The 13611-nt window shown below is 38.6% G+C and carries 23 protein-coding genes; 1 reads left to right on the forward strand and 22 read right to left on the reverse strand.

Annotated elements, in window-relative coordinates; all coding sequences use genetic code 11:
• Nucleotides 1–141: 141 nt before the first annotated feature.
• Nucleotides 142–1011 carry a LysR family transcriptional regulator gene (locus tag QL234_RS00900; protein ID WP_281555990.1) on the reverse strand — a complete coding sequence of 290 codons (870 nt, stop codon included), beginning with the start codon at nt 1009–1011 and terminating at the stop codon, nt 142–144.
• A 113-nt stretch (nt 1012–1124) separates the two neighbouring features.
• On the opposite strand from QL234_RS00900, the gene QL234_RS00905 reads away from it, so the two are divergent.
• On the forward strand, nt 1125–1490 hold the full coding sequence (locus QL234_RS00905; RefSeq protein WP_281555991.1) for a DoxX family protein: 366 nt from the start codon (nt 1125–1127) through the stop codon (nt 1488–1490).
• Between the two features lie 154 nt (nt 1491–1644).
• On the opposite strand, the gene QL234_RS00910 is transcribed toward QL234_RS00905, so the two are convergent.
• From QL234_RS00910 to QL234_RS01010, 21 genes are all read right to left on the reverse strand, one after another.
• Nucleotides 1645–2022, reverse strand: coding sequence for a hypothetical protein (locus QL234_RS00910; protein WP_281555992.1), 378 nt, complete (start codon nt 2020–2022; stop codon nt 1645–1647).
• 37 nt (nt 2023–2059) lie between these two features.
• Nucleotides 2060–2551, reverse strand: coding sequence for a hypothetical protein (locus tag QL234_RS00915; protein WP_281555993.1), 492 nt, complete (start codon nt 2549–2551; stop codon nt 2060–2062).
• Between the two features lie 35 nt (nt 2552–2586).
• Complete coding sequence (locus QL234_RS00920) at nt 2587–2826, reverse strand: hypothetical protein (RefSeq protein ID WP_281555994.1); 240 nt, start codon at nt 2824–2826, stop codon at nt 2587–2589.
• Nucleotides 2827–3221: 395 nt separating this feature from the next.
• Nucleotides 3222–3593: a hypothetical protein gene (locus tag QL234_RS00925; RefSeq protein WP_281555995.1), complete on the reverse strand. Its 372-nt coding sequence runs from the start codon at nt 3591–3593 to the stop codon at nt 3222–3224.
• 84 nt (nt 3594–3677) lie between these two features.
• Nucleotides 3678–4031 (reverse strand): DUF1428 domain-containing protein, encoded by a 354-nt coding sequence (locus QL234_RS00930; protein WP_281555996.1) that lies wholly within the window; start codon nt 4029–4031, stop codon nt 3678–3680.
• A gap of 115 nt (nt 4032–4146) precedes the next feature.
• Nucleotides 4147–4689: a GNAT family protein gene (locus QL234_RS00935; RefSeq protein ID WP_281555997.1), complete on the reverse strand. Its 543-nt coding sequence runs from the start codon at nt 4687–4689 to the stop codon at nt 4147–4149.
• A 317-nt stretch (nt 4690–5006) separates the two neighbouring features.
• The gene (locus QL234_RS00940) at nt 5007–5501 is read right to left on the reverse strand and encodes a T6SS effector amidase Tae4 family protein (protein ID WP_281555998.1); all 495 of its coding nucleotides are present in this window, start codon (nt 5499–5501) and stop codon (nt 5007–5009) included.
• A gap of 99 nt (nt 5502–5600) precedes the next feature.
• Nucleotides 5601–6005, reverse strand: coding sequence for a hypothetical protein (locus QL234_RS00945; RefSeq protein ID WP_281555999.1), 405 nt, complete (start codon nt 6003–6005; stop codon nt 5601–5603).
• A 70-nt stretch (nt 6006–6075) separates the two neighbouring features.
• Nucleotides 6076–6657: a hypothetical protein gene (locus QL234_RS00950; protein ID WP_281556000.1), complete on the reverse strand. Its 582-nt coding sequence runs from the start codon at nt 6655–6657 to the stop codon at nt 6076–6078.
• Between the two features lie 73 nt (nt 6658–6730).
• On the reverse strand, nt 6731–7048 hold the full coding sequence (locus QL234_RS00955; RefSeq protein ID WP_281556001.1) for a DUF1493 family protein: 318 nt from the start codon (nt 7046–7048) through the stop codon (nt 6731–6733).
• A gap of 77 nt (nt 7049–7125) precedes the next feature.
• Complete coding sequence (locus tag QL234_RS00960; protein WP_281556002.1) at nt 7126–7488, reverse strand: hypothetical protein; 363 nt, start codon at nt 7486–7488, stop codon at nt 7126–7128.
• A 58-nt stretch (nt 7489–7546) separates the two neighbouring features.
• Nucleotides 7547–7933, reverse strand: coding sequence for a hypothetical protein (locus QL234_RS00965; protein WP_281556003.1), 387 nt, complete (start codon nt 7931–7933; stop codon nt 7547–7549).
• A 488-nt stretch (nt 7934–8421) separates the two neighbouring features.
• Nucleotides 8422–8730, reverse strand: coding sequence for a DUF6678 family protein (locus QL234_RS00970; RefSeq protein WP_281556004.1), 309 nt, complete (start codon nt 8728–8730; stop codon nt 8422–8424).
• A gap of 139 nt (nt 8731–8869) precedes the next feature.
• A complete protein-coding gene (locus QL234_RS00975; protein WP_281556005.1) occupies nt 8870–9328 on the reverse strand; it encodes a hypothetical protein in 459 nt (152 codons plus the stop codon).
• A gap of 55 nt (nt 9329–9383) precedes the next feature.
• Complete coding sequence (locus QL234_RS00980) at nt 9384–9677, reverse strand: hypothetical protein (protein ID WP_281556006.1); 294 nt, start codon at nt 9675–9677, stop codon at nt 9384–9386.
• 131 nt (nt 9678–9808) lie between these two features.
• Nucleotides 9809–10117: a hypothetical protein gene (locus QL234_RS00985; RefSeq protein ID WP_281556007.1), complete on the reverse strand. Its 309-nt coding sequence runs from the start codon at nt 10115–10117 to the stop codon at nt 9809–9811.
• Between the two features lie 96 nt (nt 10118–10213).
• Nucleotides 10214–10495 (reverse strand): hypothetical protein, encoded by a 282-nt coding sequence (locus QL234_RS00990; RefSeq protein ID WP_281556008.1) that lies wholly within the window; start codon nt 10493–10495, stop codon nt 10214–10216.
• Nucleotides 10496–10602: 107 nt separating this feature from the next.
• Entirely contained in the window at nt 10603–10827 is a 225-nt protein-coding gene (locus tag QL234_RS00995; protein ID WP_281556009.1) for a hypothetical protein, read from the reverse strand.
• Between the two features lie 197 nt (nt 10828–11024).
• Nucleotides 11025–11624: a DUF1629 domain-containing protein gene (locus QL234_RS01000; RefSeq protein WP_281556010.1), complete on the reverse strand. Its 600-nt coding sequence runs from the start codon at nt 11622–11624 to the stop codon at nt 11025–11027.
• Between the two features lie 25 nt (nt 11625–11649).
• Nucleotides 11650–12474: an AHH domain-containing protein gene (locus tag QL234_RS01005; protein ID WP_281556011.1), complete on the reverse strand. Its 825-nt coding sequence runs from the start codon at nt 12472–12474 to the stop codon at nt 11650–11652.
• Between the two features lie 402 nt (nt 12475–12876).
• The gene (locus QL234_RS01010) at nt 12877–13506 is read right to left on the reverse strand and encodes a hypothetical protein (protein WP_281556012.1); all 630 of its coding nucleotides are present in this window, start codon (nt 13504–13506) and stop codon (nt 12877–12879) included.
• Between the last annotated feature and the right edge of the window lie 105 nt (nt 13507–13611).

The raw sequence follows: 13611 nt of genomic DNA on the forward strand, positions 1-13611 counted from the left end.
AGTTAATTTTCACAAACCTGAAGACAGGAAAGTCTAGAAGAGGTGTACGGCTTGACAGAGATTGAAGCTGTAATATCAGTTTTAACTGGTTAGATCGCGGCATTAGGGAAAATCAATAATCCTGACCACGCCTGTTGTAAATTACCGGGCTGTATAGCTTTCCATTTTAGTAATTAAGAAATCCCAAAACGCCTTGATACGTGCTGTGTTTCTCAGGTCCTTATTAGCAATAATCCACACAGATGAGTTGTACTTAGCATCCAGTCGATACAGTTCGACAAGATCATATGAATCATCAGTTGGCAACAAAGCGATTCCTTGATCATTAAGGGCAGCGTTCAACGCGGTAGTGATAGCATTACAGTATATAGATTTGGCGTTGTGTTTAATCTGTTTCTGATACCAGTGCACTGCCGGGTTATCTAGATGGATGTAGTCAATTGCTCTCAGGCCTTTAATTTCTGACAACTGAACAGTAGGGCTGTATCCACTGGTCTTGAGAAAGTGCTCAGATGCATAGATACTCAAGCTTACTTCTCTTATTTTGCGTGCAATTAGATTTTCCGGCACGGTATGACTTGCCCTGATTGCAATATCCGCATCGCGATGTTCGATATCTAACGTCTGTTCACTTTCAAGGATCTCAAACTCAACATCGGGGAACTGTCTGCGAAATTCGCTTACCCATTCGGGCAAAGTAATAGTTGCCATTGTTGAGGGCGCGGTAATACGAATTAAACCTTGAACTTTTTCATGTTGCAGCGCACTGTTGATAAGGATGCCATCGGCCAGCGATTCCATTTGCTTAGCACTGTCTAAAACAGTTCGCCCCGCCTCAGTCAGTTGGTAGCCTTGACGATTAACAATAAATAGCTGGGTTGAAAGTTTGCTTTCAAGCTGCTGCACCCGCCTCCAAACAGTGGTTGCATTGACACTTAACTGCTCAGAAGCCGCCTTTAGCGTCCTTTTCTCCGCAAGCGCGATAACCACCTTCAAATCGTTCCAATCCATAATATTACCCCAGCGCTGCATTTATGCAGTGTAAGATTGCATTTTTGCCGATTTAATTGCAATTAAAGAATGCATAAACTGTGCTCGTCATTTAACGAAACAGGTTTACCTCCATGAAAAAAAGCACAATTATCTTTTACCTCGTCTCTTCTTTGTTCGCTTTATTAATGGCGGCTTCAGGCATGGCCAAATTGACGGGGCAGGAAGACTTAGTTCAGGCAACGGCTGAATTAGGCTATCCCGTTTATTTATTGAAAATTTTAGGGGTTGCCTATTTAATTGGCGCCATTTCTATCCTGCAACCCAAGTTTGAAGCGCTTAAACAGTGGGGGTATACAGGTTTTTCAATTGCGCTGATTGGCGCTGCGGCATCACACTTATTGGCGGGACAAGCATTTAGCACCGCTTTACCAGCTATTGTCTTGTTAAGCGTTTTAGCCGTTATTGTATTTTTGAATACAAAACTGGTTCAGCCGTAATTTTCCTTTTGAGGGAGAGCTTAAAAAGCCCTCCCTACTTTAAGGGACAATGTCAGTTATATCATTTGTATATTCAATTAACGCCCTGCGAATGGACTGACGCCGCACTGCAGAGGCTGTTCATGTCAAAGTACCTTGGCCGAGCATTGAGCAGTTAATTGTTTCTACTAATATACTTGAGAACCGATACTATAACTAAACATACAATCCCCACCAGATCGACAATCGCGATTTTAAATATTGATGCATTGTAATCACCGGCTGCCCAAACAAAAAATAGAAAACCCAGCATAGAAATTGCGGCCATGACCATAGCGGCCATTTGGTAAGCAGGCTTAAACACAGAGTAAAGTATAAACCCGCCAATAAGCCCAAAGAGTAAAGCTCGGTGGCGCATTAAGATAATGATATCGTTACCCATGAACTCTACTGAATATGCGCCTGATAATGTTTCTGCTGAAAGTACGCCAATGACAGGCAAAAAATTTATTACACCGACAATTAGCAGAAATATTGAGATTGTTAATTTCATATCCCGCTCCATGATAAAGCAGTTAACGCCTTAATAATTAATTTGTTAGCAGTACGATTTTAATTATCTTATTTTCCTTTCCCACAGGTAAGTAGCTAATTTCAAGACAAGTATCATTTTTCATAGCATTACCAGAGAACTCTTTTTCATAGAAAAATGGTGTATTAGTATAATTGTTGTAGGAAAACTCTATGTCTTCTACTTCAAATGTTGCTGTATGCCCTTTGACATTGTCTAACCTATAGTTTTTGATACAGCCAGATACAACGGCAAACTTTCCGACTTCGATTAGCGCTTTAATATCGCTGTCTCGTTGATATTCTGAGTATGTGACAAATAGTGATATGGCAAAGATCGCGCAATAAGCAGTCAAAAACCATTTTCGAGGGACTTTAATTAAACTAGACACCAAGTCAGTAGCAATCGGGAGCTTAACAAACGCAACAAATAAAAATGCAAATGGAAAAATCCACAAAAAGTAGTCAGCACTTGGCTCAATATTAATTTCGAAATAAGGACTCATACTCATCTAGTACAGCTAATGCCGCTATAAAAGAAGCGATGTCAGGAGCGTCCTTTTGATAGCTTTGTTAGGCAATAGTTGTATGCAAGAACACCAAAAATTGCACCTAAAATAATGAAAATAGGCCATTCAACCAAAACCACCATTGCCACTAATGTATTTTCGTCATCATGGTTATTCACAATAAAATGAGAGTATAAATTTGTGATTGGCAGCATGTTTCCAATTACAAACATCAATACAGCTCCAAGTATACCAGATAAGATCTTTTTCAAATTCATGAAACTCTCCAAAACGAGCATGACGTGCTAGCTTTTTGGCTGGTATTGGGGGATTTATAGAACTATAAACACCAAGAGAGTACCAAGCAAAGTGCCCATGGCAGGAGCTATGATTGCGGCATGTGTCTCTAACTCTAGTTTTTCGTCTTTAGATTTAGACTCCCACCATGAGAAAGCTCTACGCTCTATACTTTTATACCCTATTGTTTCCAACAGATTCATAATACTCTCCTTGAGTTAATACAAATATTGAAATGAGCAGCTTTAAAAATCATATTCTAATTTTTATGTAAGGCCATTCGGAGGAAACTTCAACCCTTACTCGAAAAGCTAGACATAATGACTCTCACGAGGTACGAGCGTTCGACAACGGAGGTGTGAATTGGTGAAATTTGTTATATTTCATATGTTAGCGTGCTACTTATTGCAATAGTGAATAACAATATTAAAGCAGCAATCCCTTTAATAACAGCCCTTATACGTTTGTACGTGAATTCATTATTTCTTTTATCGTAATGATCAATAATTTCAATTAAAAAATACAAAGCACCAAGTAAAAGAGAAGCAAAACCAAAATATACGGCATTACCTTGTAAAGTAACTTCGCCTCTTCCTAGAGGAAGGTAAAGGCTATCGTTATAGACACCATAACTGCCATAGAAAATTAAGAAAAGAATAACTAACTTATTGGTTATTCTCTGTGGGCGGGGAATCTCATTGGGGATATACTTTTCAATATTGTCTGATTTTTCTTTTCTATGACGCATACGATAGCCTTGAAATGAAATATAACGTGCTTGCTAAGCGACGTAAAAAATGTCCCTCTTGAGCAATTGTTAGGTTTAGTTCAACTAAGCCTTCAATACCATATTAAAACCACCGTATATTAGCCGCTTACCATCAAATGGCATTGGGTTATTTTCTGGAGACATTCTGGGATCTTCCATCATTGCTTCCCAACCTGCATCACGGATTTCTTTTGATGGCCAAACGACCCATGAAAATACAACTGTTTCATTCTCAGAGGCTTTTACCGCCATGGGCAGAGAGGTTATTTCACCATCAGGTACATCATCGCCCCAATTCTCTACGATTTCCAACGCTCCAGATTCTTTGAATAATTCTGCGGCGATACTAGCGTGTTCAATATATTTTTCTTTGTTTTCATTAGGTACTGCTGCAACAAAACAATCTACATATGACATGTTTATTTCCTTTTTTGTTGAATTTTACGTACTACGAAATCTTATTTTGATCTAACGCCAAGTTAAGCGGTGTCCGGTGAAAGGGCGTAGCCCTGAAACGAACTTGAACTTTTTGTTATGTGAATTTTGACTCGGAGCATAATAAAGCATACTGATATTCATCTCCCCAAGCGCCTTTAAAGTAAATGTTTTTCACGAAATGAGCTTCACGACGAAATCCTAACTTTTCCAAGAGCTTATATGATGCTACGTTTTCTACATCTGTTGTAGCTATCACACGATGTTTATTTAACACTGTAAAAAGGTAGTTCAGAAAAATTGAAACTGACTCTGTAGCAACTCCTTGGCCTTGATATTCAGGAGCTACAGTAAAACCCAATTCAACTTGGTTTTCATCAATAAAATGAATAGCTAAATCACCAACTAATTCATCGCTTTCAAGCATAGTGATTGCTAGCTGATACCATTCTCCTACCGCACCAAATTTTGAATAATCTGTGCTTTCAAATAAGTCAACGGCCTCTTGATAACTATAATCACTCCAACTCTGATACCTTGCTACACATTCTTGTGCCCTGTAATCCGAAAATCGGTGCAGGTCTTTTCTTCTAAAAGAACGAATTAAGTATTTTTCTGTTTTCAAAATAGGTGGATTCATCAATTACCTCTTCTGTTCACATAACGCCTCGCTCACCAGAATTTTAGGAGCACAGCGAGTAAAATTTTTGCGTGTAGCGATTTGTTAAATACTCTGCTTACGTTTGTAAACAATATAAAATAAGCCCCCGAAAACAAGCAATATTAAAGTTTCTATCACGATAAAGCTATTAAACCAAAGGGATGGATAGTCATCATGACTTATTTCCTTAAAGAGAAAATTTAGTAAACGGTCAAGAAACTTTATCGAAAAAAGCCATCCCCAAAATAAGCATATAAGTAATAAAACCGCTGAGCATAAGTATTTCATTTAACATTTCAAAACCAAATTTCTTTGGATTTTCCATAATTTCCACCAGTATTAAAGGTGGCTGAAATGATGAACCATGTACGCCAGTCAGTTAATCTCGAACCATTCCAGAGGTCAATATGATCACCAGATCTATTACGAAACGTTTCACCTGGTCGCTTCCAAAAGTTCTTACAAAATATAATACCTGTTTTTCCAGAAATTGTTTTTTGATAGGAAAGTGGGTCTACTGAAGCTTTCTTTTCCAGCCCTGATATTGGGTTGCGGTCAAGCCCTCTTGCAAGCTCTTCAGCAGAAAGTACGTGTCCTGATGAAATATTATGATGCCAACAATGTCGATCTTTTGAAACTAAATTTAAGGTGTCAACTCCATTTGAAGCAAGACATGCCCCCATCCTTATGGCACATTGATTTAAAAAATTTTTCTCTCCATTTGTCCTACATGGCGCGTCATCGCCCTGTATGGTAGGGTGCTTATTCCATAACTCCTTAAACTTTAACATAAACTACTCTCCTGTAGTTATTGAACATTTAACGCCTTAAGAATGGGAAAATGGGAGTGTAGCGAGTATTTTTCCCTTGGCTTAACTTGTTATAAGTTTTTATTCCAAGCCCAGAAATATCTTTCTTACTCCTGAAAGATGTTTCATGTAAATCCTCGTACCATCTTGATTCACATGCACTACACGACAAAGTCTTTTAGGTTCTGAGCCTACCCGATCAAAAGCAACATACCAAGAGCTAGGTTTTTGCTCACTCATCCGAACTCCTATTGCTTTAGGCTTTAATGAATTAAAGCGACTTTCCAGTAAAGCTGATCTTTCTGAACTCAACTCTATTGATTCGAGATTAAGTACAGCTTTTATCATACTGTTATCTGACGTATAACCATTTTCTAAGACAAAGTTCTCAGCTAATAAAACAGCTTCCTCTGTAGTCAATTCTTTGGACAAAGAAGAAAAACTGAGTAAAACAAAAAATATTATGAAACTTAAACTACGTATCATACTTTAGAAACTTATAACGCTTGCAGCAGGCGCGCTTTTTTACGTCGCTCTGGCTGCTCTTGTAAAATGGCTACTTACTATCCATCCAGCACTTTTTAAAAACAACATTATCTTGCTTACCGATCGTTAATCGGTGAACAAAATCTAATCCATGAACTGGCGCGGGGTCTTTCCCAATAGTGTACTTTCCATTAGTTTGAGAAACTAAGTTCCCATCAATCTCTACGGCGGCCGTTTTATTCAATAGAGTTCCTTCAAATATTCCTTGGTAGCCAGACATTACATGTATCCCTACATTCAATTCTTCGGGTCCTAGTCCCTCTAAAGAAATTAAAAGGCTTGAGTAATCAATAACTTTAGATTTGTCGACTCTTTTTAGAGAATCGATAATGTGGTACTTTGCTTTTTTCAAAAATGCCTTATGCTCAGACATATTATCTTTTATATACAGAATGGCATCTTTGACAGATACGATAACTCGAGAGTTATTGCTTTTATAAAAAATAGCTGGGGTCGAGTAAGAACTGGCATGATATAAAGTATCTTGCCACTTAATGGGAAAGTTACCTATGTCACATGAGTCGGCTTTAGCCGTAGTAGCAATTAGCCCGAACAAAAATATAATGAATTTACACATGATTCTTCTAGCCATTTAACGCTTGGCACGACAGAAAATTTGGCGCGCAGCGACTAATTTTTCTGGTGATGCCACTTGTTATACGAATTTACCACTTACCATTTTTACATGCATCAATTAGCTGCTTAACAGTAATAGGAATTTTATTTGATGCCAAATGCTCATCACGATATTTAATTTTACGATAAAGATAAACAGGACCTTTCAAGCAAGGCTCACACCTAAAGTATTTATTAAAATCAAAGTCGGATAAATCAAGTTTGAACGTATTGTAACATTGCTCAAATAGGCTCCAGGCATCATCTCCATCAATCTTTAAATCACCCAACAAAGTCGAGTTTTCAGTAATTTGATTTTGAGGTATACCTGTTTCAATTGAAATTATGTGCGTGACTTCATCATCCATAATCGAGATTCGTATAACGCCCGCAACACCGGGCAATTTGAAGCGCAGCGGAAAATTGCTCCGCGTGATTGCGCTTGTTACATGCTAGAGATTTCAGGTTCATACCATACATCCTCATAATCACCAGCAATTAAAAACTTATACCCTGTCGGAAGTGATAAATAAGGCTCAATTTCCGGCAGGTACTTTTGAATATGCCCGACATGCAGTGGTTTAAAGAAGTCAGGATCTTCTGAGAATTCCTCACCGCACCAAATATACCATCCACAAGTGCCATTCTCGGGTTTATGTCTTACCGCATTTATCGGGAGCTTCCCCAAGGTTTCGATCGCAATACCTACTTTGTCATCTTCGGCACATGGCAAAGGATTAGCATCAAATTTGAGGCAGATATCTTCTTGAGTTGGCACTAATGCTCCTTTGACATGTAACGCCGCCATAATTTGCTGCCTGAAGCGCAGCGTAAGGCGGTCAAATTGATGGCCTTGTTAGCCAATATTACCTTGATACGAAATAATATCCTTTAAAAACAGCCTTTCTCTCTGGATTATTTACGATCTGTCTAATTGGTGTGAAAGATATAATATCCTGGGTTGATGAGAAGCTTGATACCACTTTAACAAAGCCATAGTTATAGTTAAATTTCAGTTCTTCATCAGGTGTTAAATTAGTCGGGCCACCACAAAAAAAATTACTTTTATTTCCGTAATTCTTTTCAATGTATTCGTTAATTATATTAAAACTCTGATCCACTTCTTTAGTTTTAAAACTAACTTTTCTATTGAAAGCTTTCCCTAAATCTAATCCAGGTAAGGTTTGATTTATTTCATCTGCTGACACCCAGCAAGAGAATAAATAAAAACAGAGTAATAGGATAGTTTTCATGATATGCATCTTCATGGTTGGCTAACGCCTTACATAATAGGAAAATAATAACTGTTTAGGAGCGAAGCGACTAGTTATTATTTTTCCTTATTTATGAACTTGTTAGGATGATAGCCTCAATAGCTTTGCAAAGTGTTTAGCAACTTTCAATAAGACACTATCAGGGCATTTAGGATCATTAACAAAAAAGTAATAGTCACCAAATTGATCATTAATACTAAATTTGTAACCTTTATAGCTAAAGTCAATCCAGCTCTCAGATATGCTTGGCACAAATGCCGTTGGATATGCTCCGAATAGTGTGAATATGCGAAGGAGCAACCTAATAGATGAAATTTCTCCAGCGGGTAAAAGAATAAAGTTCCTCGAACCGTCGTGCATTTTTTCGGTTAAAAGCTCCACGCTAAATATTCATCCTAACGCCGCCAACACCTGAAAATTAGGAGCGTAGCGAATAATTTTTCAGAGTGCTTGGCCTTGTTATAGTGCTATATATAATCAATTGCCGCGCCATCCCTAATGTAACCATATACCTTAAAGCCATGCTCGGTTTCATGACCAGGTACATGAATTTTTTTTAACACTGACCTTACAATAGATCGTTGTTTATCATCTGTAGTCTGTATTTCTACCCATTCTATGGTTTCAAAACCACCAGCATAGAAATGATGGATCCAATCTCCATCCCAATTTGGCGTTTCATACCCATTATCTACACACCGAGTTCGCCAAAACGGTATGTTTGGTTTGAGTTCATACATGGCCGTTTGAAGTTCACGCCATTTTGTATCATTCATAACTGGATGCAACAGAGAACCTCTAGGTACTATAACGCCTGCATATGAGGCGCATTGTAGTTAGCGCGTAGCGCGTTAATGCGTCCTGTGGCGAAGCCACGAACATGATGCACTTGTTATGTTTTTTTACTAATTTCATTTAGGGATTCTTGCTGATTTTAACGAACTTAGCCGCATGTGACTTGTTAATGGTACTTTTTATTTCAAATACATTAGCCTCAGTCACTGTCTTAAACTCTGGAAAGAACAGAGCACAATTGAGGGTTTGGGCAGCTTTAACTACTTTGTTGATGATTTCATTTAGATTCTGATTCAGATCTAACCGAATGTGTATGCCATCAATTGTTTCATTCTCGTACCAAACCTGAATGTCATGCTCCTTTTCATTACCCCAAATCAGTAATTCTTCGTGCCACGGCTTTGACGAAGGGAGAATTTCACCAAGTACAGCCTTAAACCTAGATTCAGGCTGCCTATCTTTCCAAGCACACTCGGTATCGTAGTAGCCTTCCTCATCATAAAGTGATAATGAGCTATAGCTATTTTCCTCAGCCCAAGAGGCAGGAATGAATACTATTGAAAATTGCCAAGTAGCCATGACTCTCCTAAAACATAACGCCTGAAGCAGCGGTGAGTTTACGAATCCGCTGGCTTTACTTGTTATGTTTTTTTACTCTTATTTTAAACGCCTGCCAAAAAAAACCAACAGCACAAAGCAAAAACATTATTAACATAATATTGAAAAGAATAGGTCCATCAGCCAAAGAAAATTGCTTTATAAAAAAGAAAGATTCATCTTCATATCCCATATAGGCTTTATTTATAAAATGACATGAAAGGACAAAAAATATAATTCTGAATGGCCATAACCAGTTTTTACTAACTTCTATAGCCTTAGGCGTATGAAACAAAGGCCTTTTGTCCTTTGCTTTATGATCATCTTTCAAAAAATATCCTCAATTAAAAATGGTGTCCACTAATTGTGGGTAACTCTGAAACATAACGCTTTGCTAAGGGGCGGCTGCGTAGCAGGCGTCCCACGGAGGGCCGAAGGCCCGGAGTGAACTTGAGCAATTTGTTAGTTGTTGATAATACTTATGATTGTACCATAACCCATAATTTGATTTACTTCACAAATATGCCAAGTAAAACCCGTTACAAATTTACTCTGATCTTGCGCAGGTATTAAGAATCTAAACCTTGCCTTACAAGTTTCACCTGGATGTAACCAATCACGGTCTTCGAAATCTATTTGCCCCATAAATGTATATTCTCGTCCGGGAATCCAATGGTTAGGACGAATCCCAGTGCCATACCCTTTGCGATCTTTCATACATTCTTTATGTAGCCCAACTTTAATAATTGCTTCTAATTCGACAGTTTCCATAAGACTCTCAAAAACAACTAACGCCGCAATAACCGGCGCGAGGTAGGAGCGTCCGGCGCCGTAGGCGCGTAGTTAATTGCCTTGTTATGTGTTTTGCTAAACATTGCGTTGCCTTATTTCTTCAAAACAACCTTCGCATATAGTCATGACTTGAGCAAAAGCCTCTGATATATCATTCCAACCACCTTGCTCGATGGCAACAGCTTCGCATTCCGAACACCATGCATTTTTGAATGGCCAATCAGGTTCGGGAGCATCTTCAGGCTCAAAGAAGCCAACCTGTTCACCATGCTGGAGATGCTTGCAGATAAATGCAGGACTACGAAGGCCATGCCTGCTGCACTCCATTTTTGAATCTTTATTTAGAGGATTACTCATATGCCCTCATGACACATAACGCTCTAAACACCGGGCGATTTGTAGTTGCGAAGCAACGGAAAATTGCTCCGAGTGATTTTGCTTGTTAAATGCATATGTTTCCACAATTAAATAACCTCAAAGAGCATTTCATCGGGAGTTACAGCCAGTAGCCAGATAGTTATTCCATCCCCATCACTGCACTCTAAATCATAAGCAAGACAGGGATCACTATAAATTTCAACGATCGTAGCAATATCACCCACTTGTGGTGCTCTCTGATTAAAGCTATCCACCTTGAAAGTAGGAAGGCTAATAATTTCTTTGATTCTGACTACATCGTATTGATTCATGATTGCTATGACATTTAACGCTCCGCTAATTGGCGGAAAAACCCGGTACGCAGCGAAGCGAAGTACCGAGTTGTGGAGTCCGATTGAGCGGCTGGTTATGCGACTTTACTCCCAATCCCAATCAAACTCTACCACACTGTGCCCCTAACCTTCGTTTTTCAGGACTTTGAATTATGGGATGTCTTTGATACAGCATTCTATAATGCCACTTTTTCAGGTTCATAAAAGGCCAAATCATCAAAACCTTTACCAATAAGGTAGTTCTTAACTTGCTCATGAACAATGATTGCATTAGTTGATTCTGCAAGCCGAAAAAGCAATGCTCCATTTGTTTTAGTTTCATCAATTGTTAAGCCATCAAAATCAACATCTATTAACGGTGGTCCATTAGGATGGATGGTAGCATTTGATTTTTCCATGTCTGCTGCTGCAATTAAACCTATGATATTAACTGCTTTGTAGTTCTTATAGACATTTCCATTATCAGGATCAGCAATCTCGCATTCATGGGTATCTAGGTTATCTATGCCACACTCTTTTAAACTTTGAATCAGCGCATCAGAAAATAGTGGTATTGCTGCTTTTAAATAAGATGGCATATGAGGACCATGATCAGAAGCATGAGGGCTCTGAGGTTTTAAGGTGAATGTAACGGGGTTGGGTATCTGTATTGTCTTTGGGATAAATGCGCCTTTTCTCCATAGAGACCACTTTACCCGAGGGGTATTTGTACCTTGCCGTGTACCAATCCACCTTCCTGGTTTTGTGTTACGTGCGAGAAGATAATAGTTAGGCATGAATTATTCCTTAATTTGATGAATTCTATTTATCTGATTGGTGCTCTTTTTCAAGCATATAACTTTGAGCAAAAGCTGATGTCCAAACATTACTTTTCCAGGAAAAAGTTGGAAACGTAAGCATTTTTTTCATTCTTGCTGACACAGTATTTAAACGTCCAACAATTTGAAACATTTGGGTTGGCTCATCTTTATTTTTTTTCTTTTGTTCAGGGCACCATATATTTTTGTTGTTATCTAATTTGTCTGCTATTTTATCTAGCACATCTGCAACAAATGTACTGTAATCTTCATGTGCATCATGAAACTGGCACCCCCAAGCTTCCATTGCAGAAAATGCAAAATCTTTGGCTGTAATTGGCTCTCCAGTATATCCAGAGTCTTTACAATGCTTTGCACACTCGGCAACAAAAGCTGCTCCTTTTGTGCCCCAAGGACGTACGCCATAATTACCTGGCGACCAGACACCATTTGTTTTGGCATTGACGTTATATCCAATATTTCCAACAGCTTTACCATCTACATGAAGCCATTCCATGATTGCACTTTCTTTTAGTGATGCATTACCTGGAATCAGATGGTGAGCGGCTACGGCTGCGTCATAAGGCTTACCAGCTAAGATAACTTTTCTAGGTTCTGGTTTTCCACCCAAAGCCCTACCAAGTTTGCCTGATCTATTTTTAAACTTATATTCGCCTAGTGAATCTTCCATTTCGGCAGCATCTTCATCAGGCTCATCTATAAGATCATTGGTCTCTGTTGTTGGGCTTTCTTTTGCATTACAGAAATAACAATCCTTATCGTGGTTATCACTGGTAACAGCATCCGCACTTGCTTCATTTACCTCCATATATACCTCAATTCAAAATAAAAAAGACAGTATTCAATTATTGATTTTGATAATACCAGAATCAGAATAGATGCAGATGCAAAGGGTTTGCAACTTTCTAATGGTCTATTTTCAGCCTGCTAAAAGTGCATCATTGAAGGAGCAATTTCTAATACACCAACCCCTGCCCCCAAATAGCCCTATACATAACCCAAAAACTGTTCCATTTTCCATCTCAAGAAACAAAAACTCGAAAACACATTAATTTCCCCGATTATTGAGGCAATCTTAGTGAACCTACAACGTCGGAGGCTCTACAAAGGCGCATAACGCCGCGCTAAACGGCCGTAGTGGAGGGGCGAAGCTCCGGAACGGAGGTCCAAGCACAGCTTGCTGTGCTGATGTTTGAGCGCTTTGTTATGCTTATTTTATTAACCCTTTGCTAAGAACGTAATCTAAACCTTTGCTTTTCAGTGCGTAGCCTTCCACTTTTTTACCTTTATTTGAAACGTAGTAAAACAGAAGTTCGTTGGCTATTCCAGTTTCTAAACATGAACGTACTTTTGCGGGATGAATGCTGACTCTTTGAACAATATCTTTGAAACTAAATGCTGTCTTTGGCGCATTGGCTAAGACAACCAATACTTCGTCTAGTTCATCTAAACTAAAGTAACTTCCTGGAACCTCCACTTCGACTTTTTTTACTTCTTGTTCTGTACTTCCAGTGAAGTATATATTTAGAATTTTATCTATGTAGGGTTTCATACACTGCCTCATTTCTGAGGCTTGATTTGCACTATGCTTGTTTATTTCGTTTGTTAAGCCTTCAATTTTTTCACGACTGAACTCAACACTTACGCTAGCGCCGCTATTTTTTAGTTTTTTAATACTTAGAGAGCCGCCAGCTCCTGCATCTATACTAAGCTTCTCTCCGGAAAGTACGCATGCAGTTTTTAGAAAATCTATGGCTTTGTCCACATCTGTTTGAGGAGCACTCCATGAGGCCATTGGCAAGCTTAGTAAAATGTAAAAGATAATTGAACGTCTGATCACAAATATTATCCCTTGTACGTGATTTAAAAAATTAGTTATGTAATGCACAGCTACTTTTAAAGCATAACGCCTTACATAATAGGAAAATAATAACTGTTTAGGAGC

This window comes from Thalassomonas sp. RHCl1, from assembly GCF_947387555.1.
In the GTDB taxonomy this organism is placed as follows: Bacteria; Pseudomonadota; Gammaproteobacteria; order Enterobacterales; family Alteromonadaceae; genus Thalassomonas.

What these genes read in the sequence shown, in the direction of transcription:
- QL234_RS00985 (WP_281556007.1), bottom strand. Translation starts at nt 10,117, where the DNA reads ATGGAAACTGTCGAATTAGAAGCAATTATTAAAGTTGGGCTACATAAA.
- QL234_RS00960 (WP_281556002.1), bottom strand. Translation starts at nt 7,488, where the DNA reads ATGGCGGCGTTACATGTCAAAGGAGCATTAGTGCCAACTCAAGAAGAT.
- QL234_RS00990 (WP_281556008.1), bottom strand. Translation starts at nt 10,495, where the DNA reads ATGAGTAATCCTCTAAATAAAGATTCAAAAATGGAGTGCAGCAGGCAT.
- QL234_RS00935 (WP_281555997.1), bottom strand. Translation starts at nt 4,689, where the DNA reads ATGAATCCACCTATTTTGAAAACAGAAAAATACTTAATTCGTTCTTTT.
- QL234_RS00930 (WP_281555996.1), bottom strand. Translation starts at nt 4,031, where the DNA reads ATGTCATATGTAGATTGTTTTGTTGCAGCAGTACCTAATGAAAACAAA.
- QL234_RS00945 (WP_281555999.1), bottom strand. Translation starts at nt 6,005, where the DNA reads ATGATACGTAGTTTAAGTTTCATAATATTTTTTGTTTTACTCAGTTTT.
- QL234_RS01005 (WP_281556011.1), bottom strand. Translation starts at nt 12,474, where the DNA reads ATGGAGGTAAATGAAGCAAGTGCGGATGCTGTTACCAGTGATAACCAC.
- QL234_RS01000 (WP_281556010.1), bottom strand. Translation starts at nt 11,624, where the DNA reads ATGCCTAACTATTATCTTCTCGCACGTAACACAAAACCAGGAAGGTGG.
- QL234_RS00955 (WP_281556001.1), bottom strand. Translation starts at nt 7,048, where the DNA reads ATGGATGATGAAGTCACGCACATAATTTCAATTGAAACAGGTATACCT.
- QL234_RS00940 (WP_281555998.1), bottom strand. Translation starts at nt 5,501, where the DNA reads ATGTTAAAGTTTAAGGAGTTATGGAATAAGCACCCTACCATACAGGGC.
- QL234_RS00915 (WP_281555993.1), bottom strand. Translation starts at nt 2,551, where the DNA reads ATGAGTATGAGTCCTTATTTCGAAATTAATATTGAGCCAAGTGCTGAC.
- QL234_RS00970 (WP_281556004.1), bottom strand. Translation starts at nt 8,730, where the DNA reads ATGAATGATACAAAATGGCGTGAACTTCAAACGGCCATGTATGAACTC.
- QL234_RS00975 (WP_281556005.1), bottom strand. Translation starts at nt 9,328, where the DNA reads ATGGCTACTTGGCAATTTTCAATAGTATTCATTCCTGCCTCTTGGGCT.
- QL234_RS00950 (WP_281556000.1), bottom strand. Translation starts at nt 6,657, where the DNA reads ATGGCTAGAAGAATCATGTGTAAATTCATTATATTTTTGTTCGGGCTA.
- QL234_RS00900 (WP_281555990.1), bottom strand. Translation starts at nt 1,011, where the DNA reads ATGGATTGGAACGATTTGAAGGTGGTTATCGCGCTTGCGGAGAAAAGG.
- QL234_RS00905 (WP_281555991.1), top strand. Translation starts at nt 1,125, where the DNA reads ATGAAAAAAAGCACAATTATCTTTTACCTCGTCTCTTCTTTGTTCGCT.
- QL234_RS00925 (WP_281555995.1), bottom strand. Translation starts at nt 3,593, where the DNA reads ATGCGTCATAGAAAAGAAAAATCAGACAATATTGAAAAGTATATCCCC.
- QL234_RS00920 (WP_281555994.1), bottom strand. Translation starts at nt 2,826, where the DNA reads ATGAATTTGAAAAAGATCTTATCTGGTATACTTGGAGCTGTATTGATG.
- QL234_RS00965 (WP_281556003.1), bottom strand. Translation starts at nt 7,933, where the DNA reads ATGAAAACTATCCTATTACTCTGTTTTTATTTATTCTCTTGCTGGGTG.
- QL234_RS00910 (WP_281555992.1), bottom strand. Translation starts at nt 2,022, where the DNA reads ATGAAATTAACAATCTCAATATTTCTGCTAATTGTCGGTGTAATAAAT.
- QL234_RS00995 (WP_281556009.1), bottom strand. Translation starts at nt 10,827, where the DNA reads ATGAATCAATACGATGTAGTCAGAATCAAAGAAATTATTAGCCTTCCT.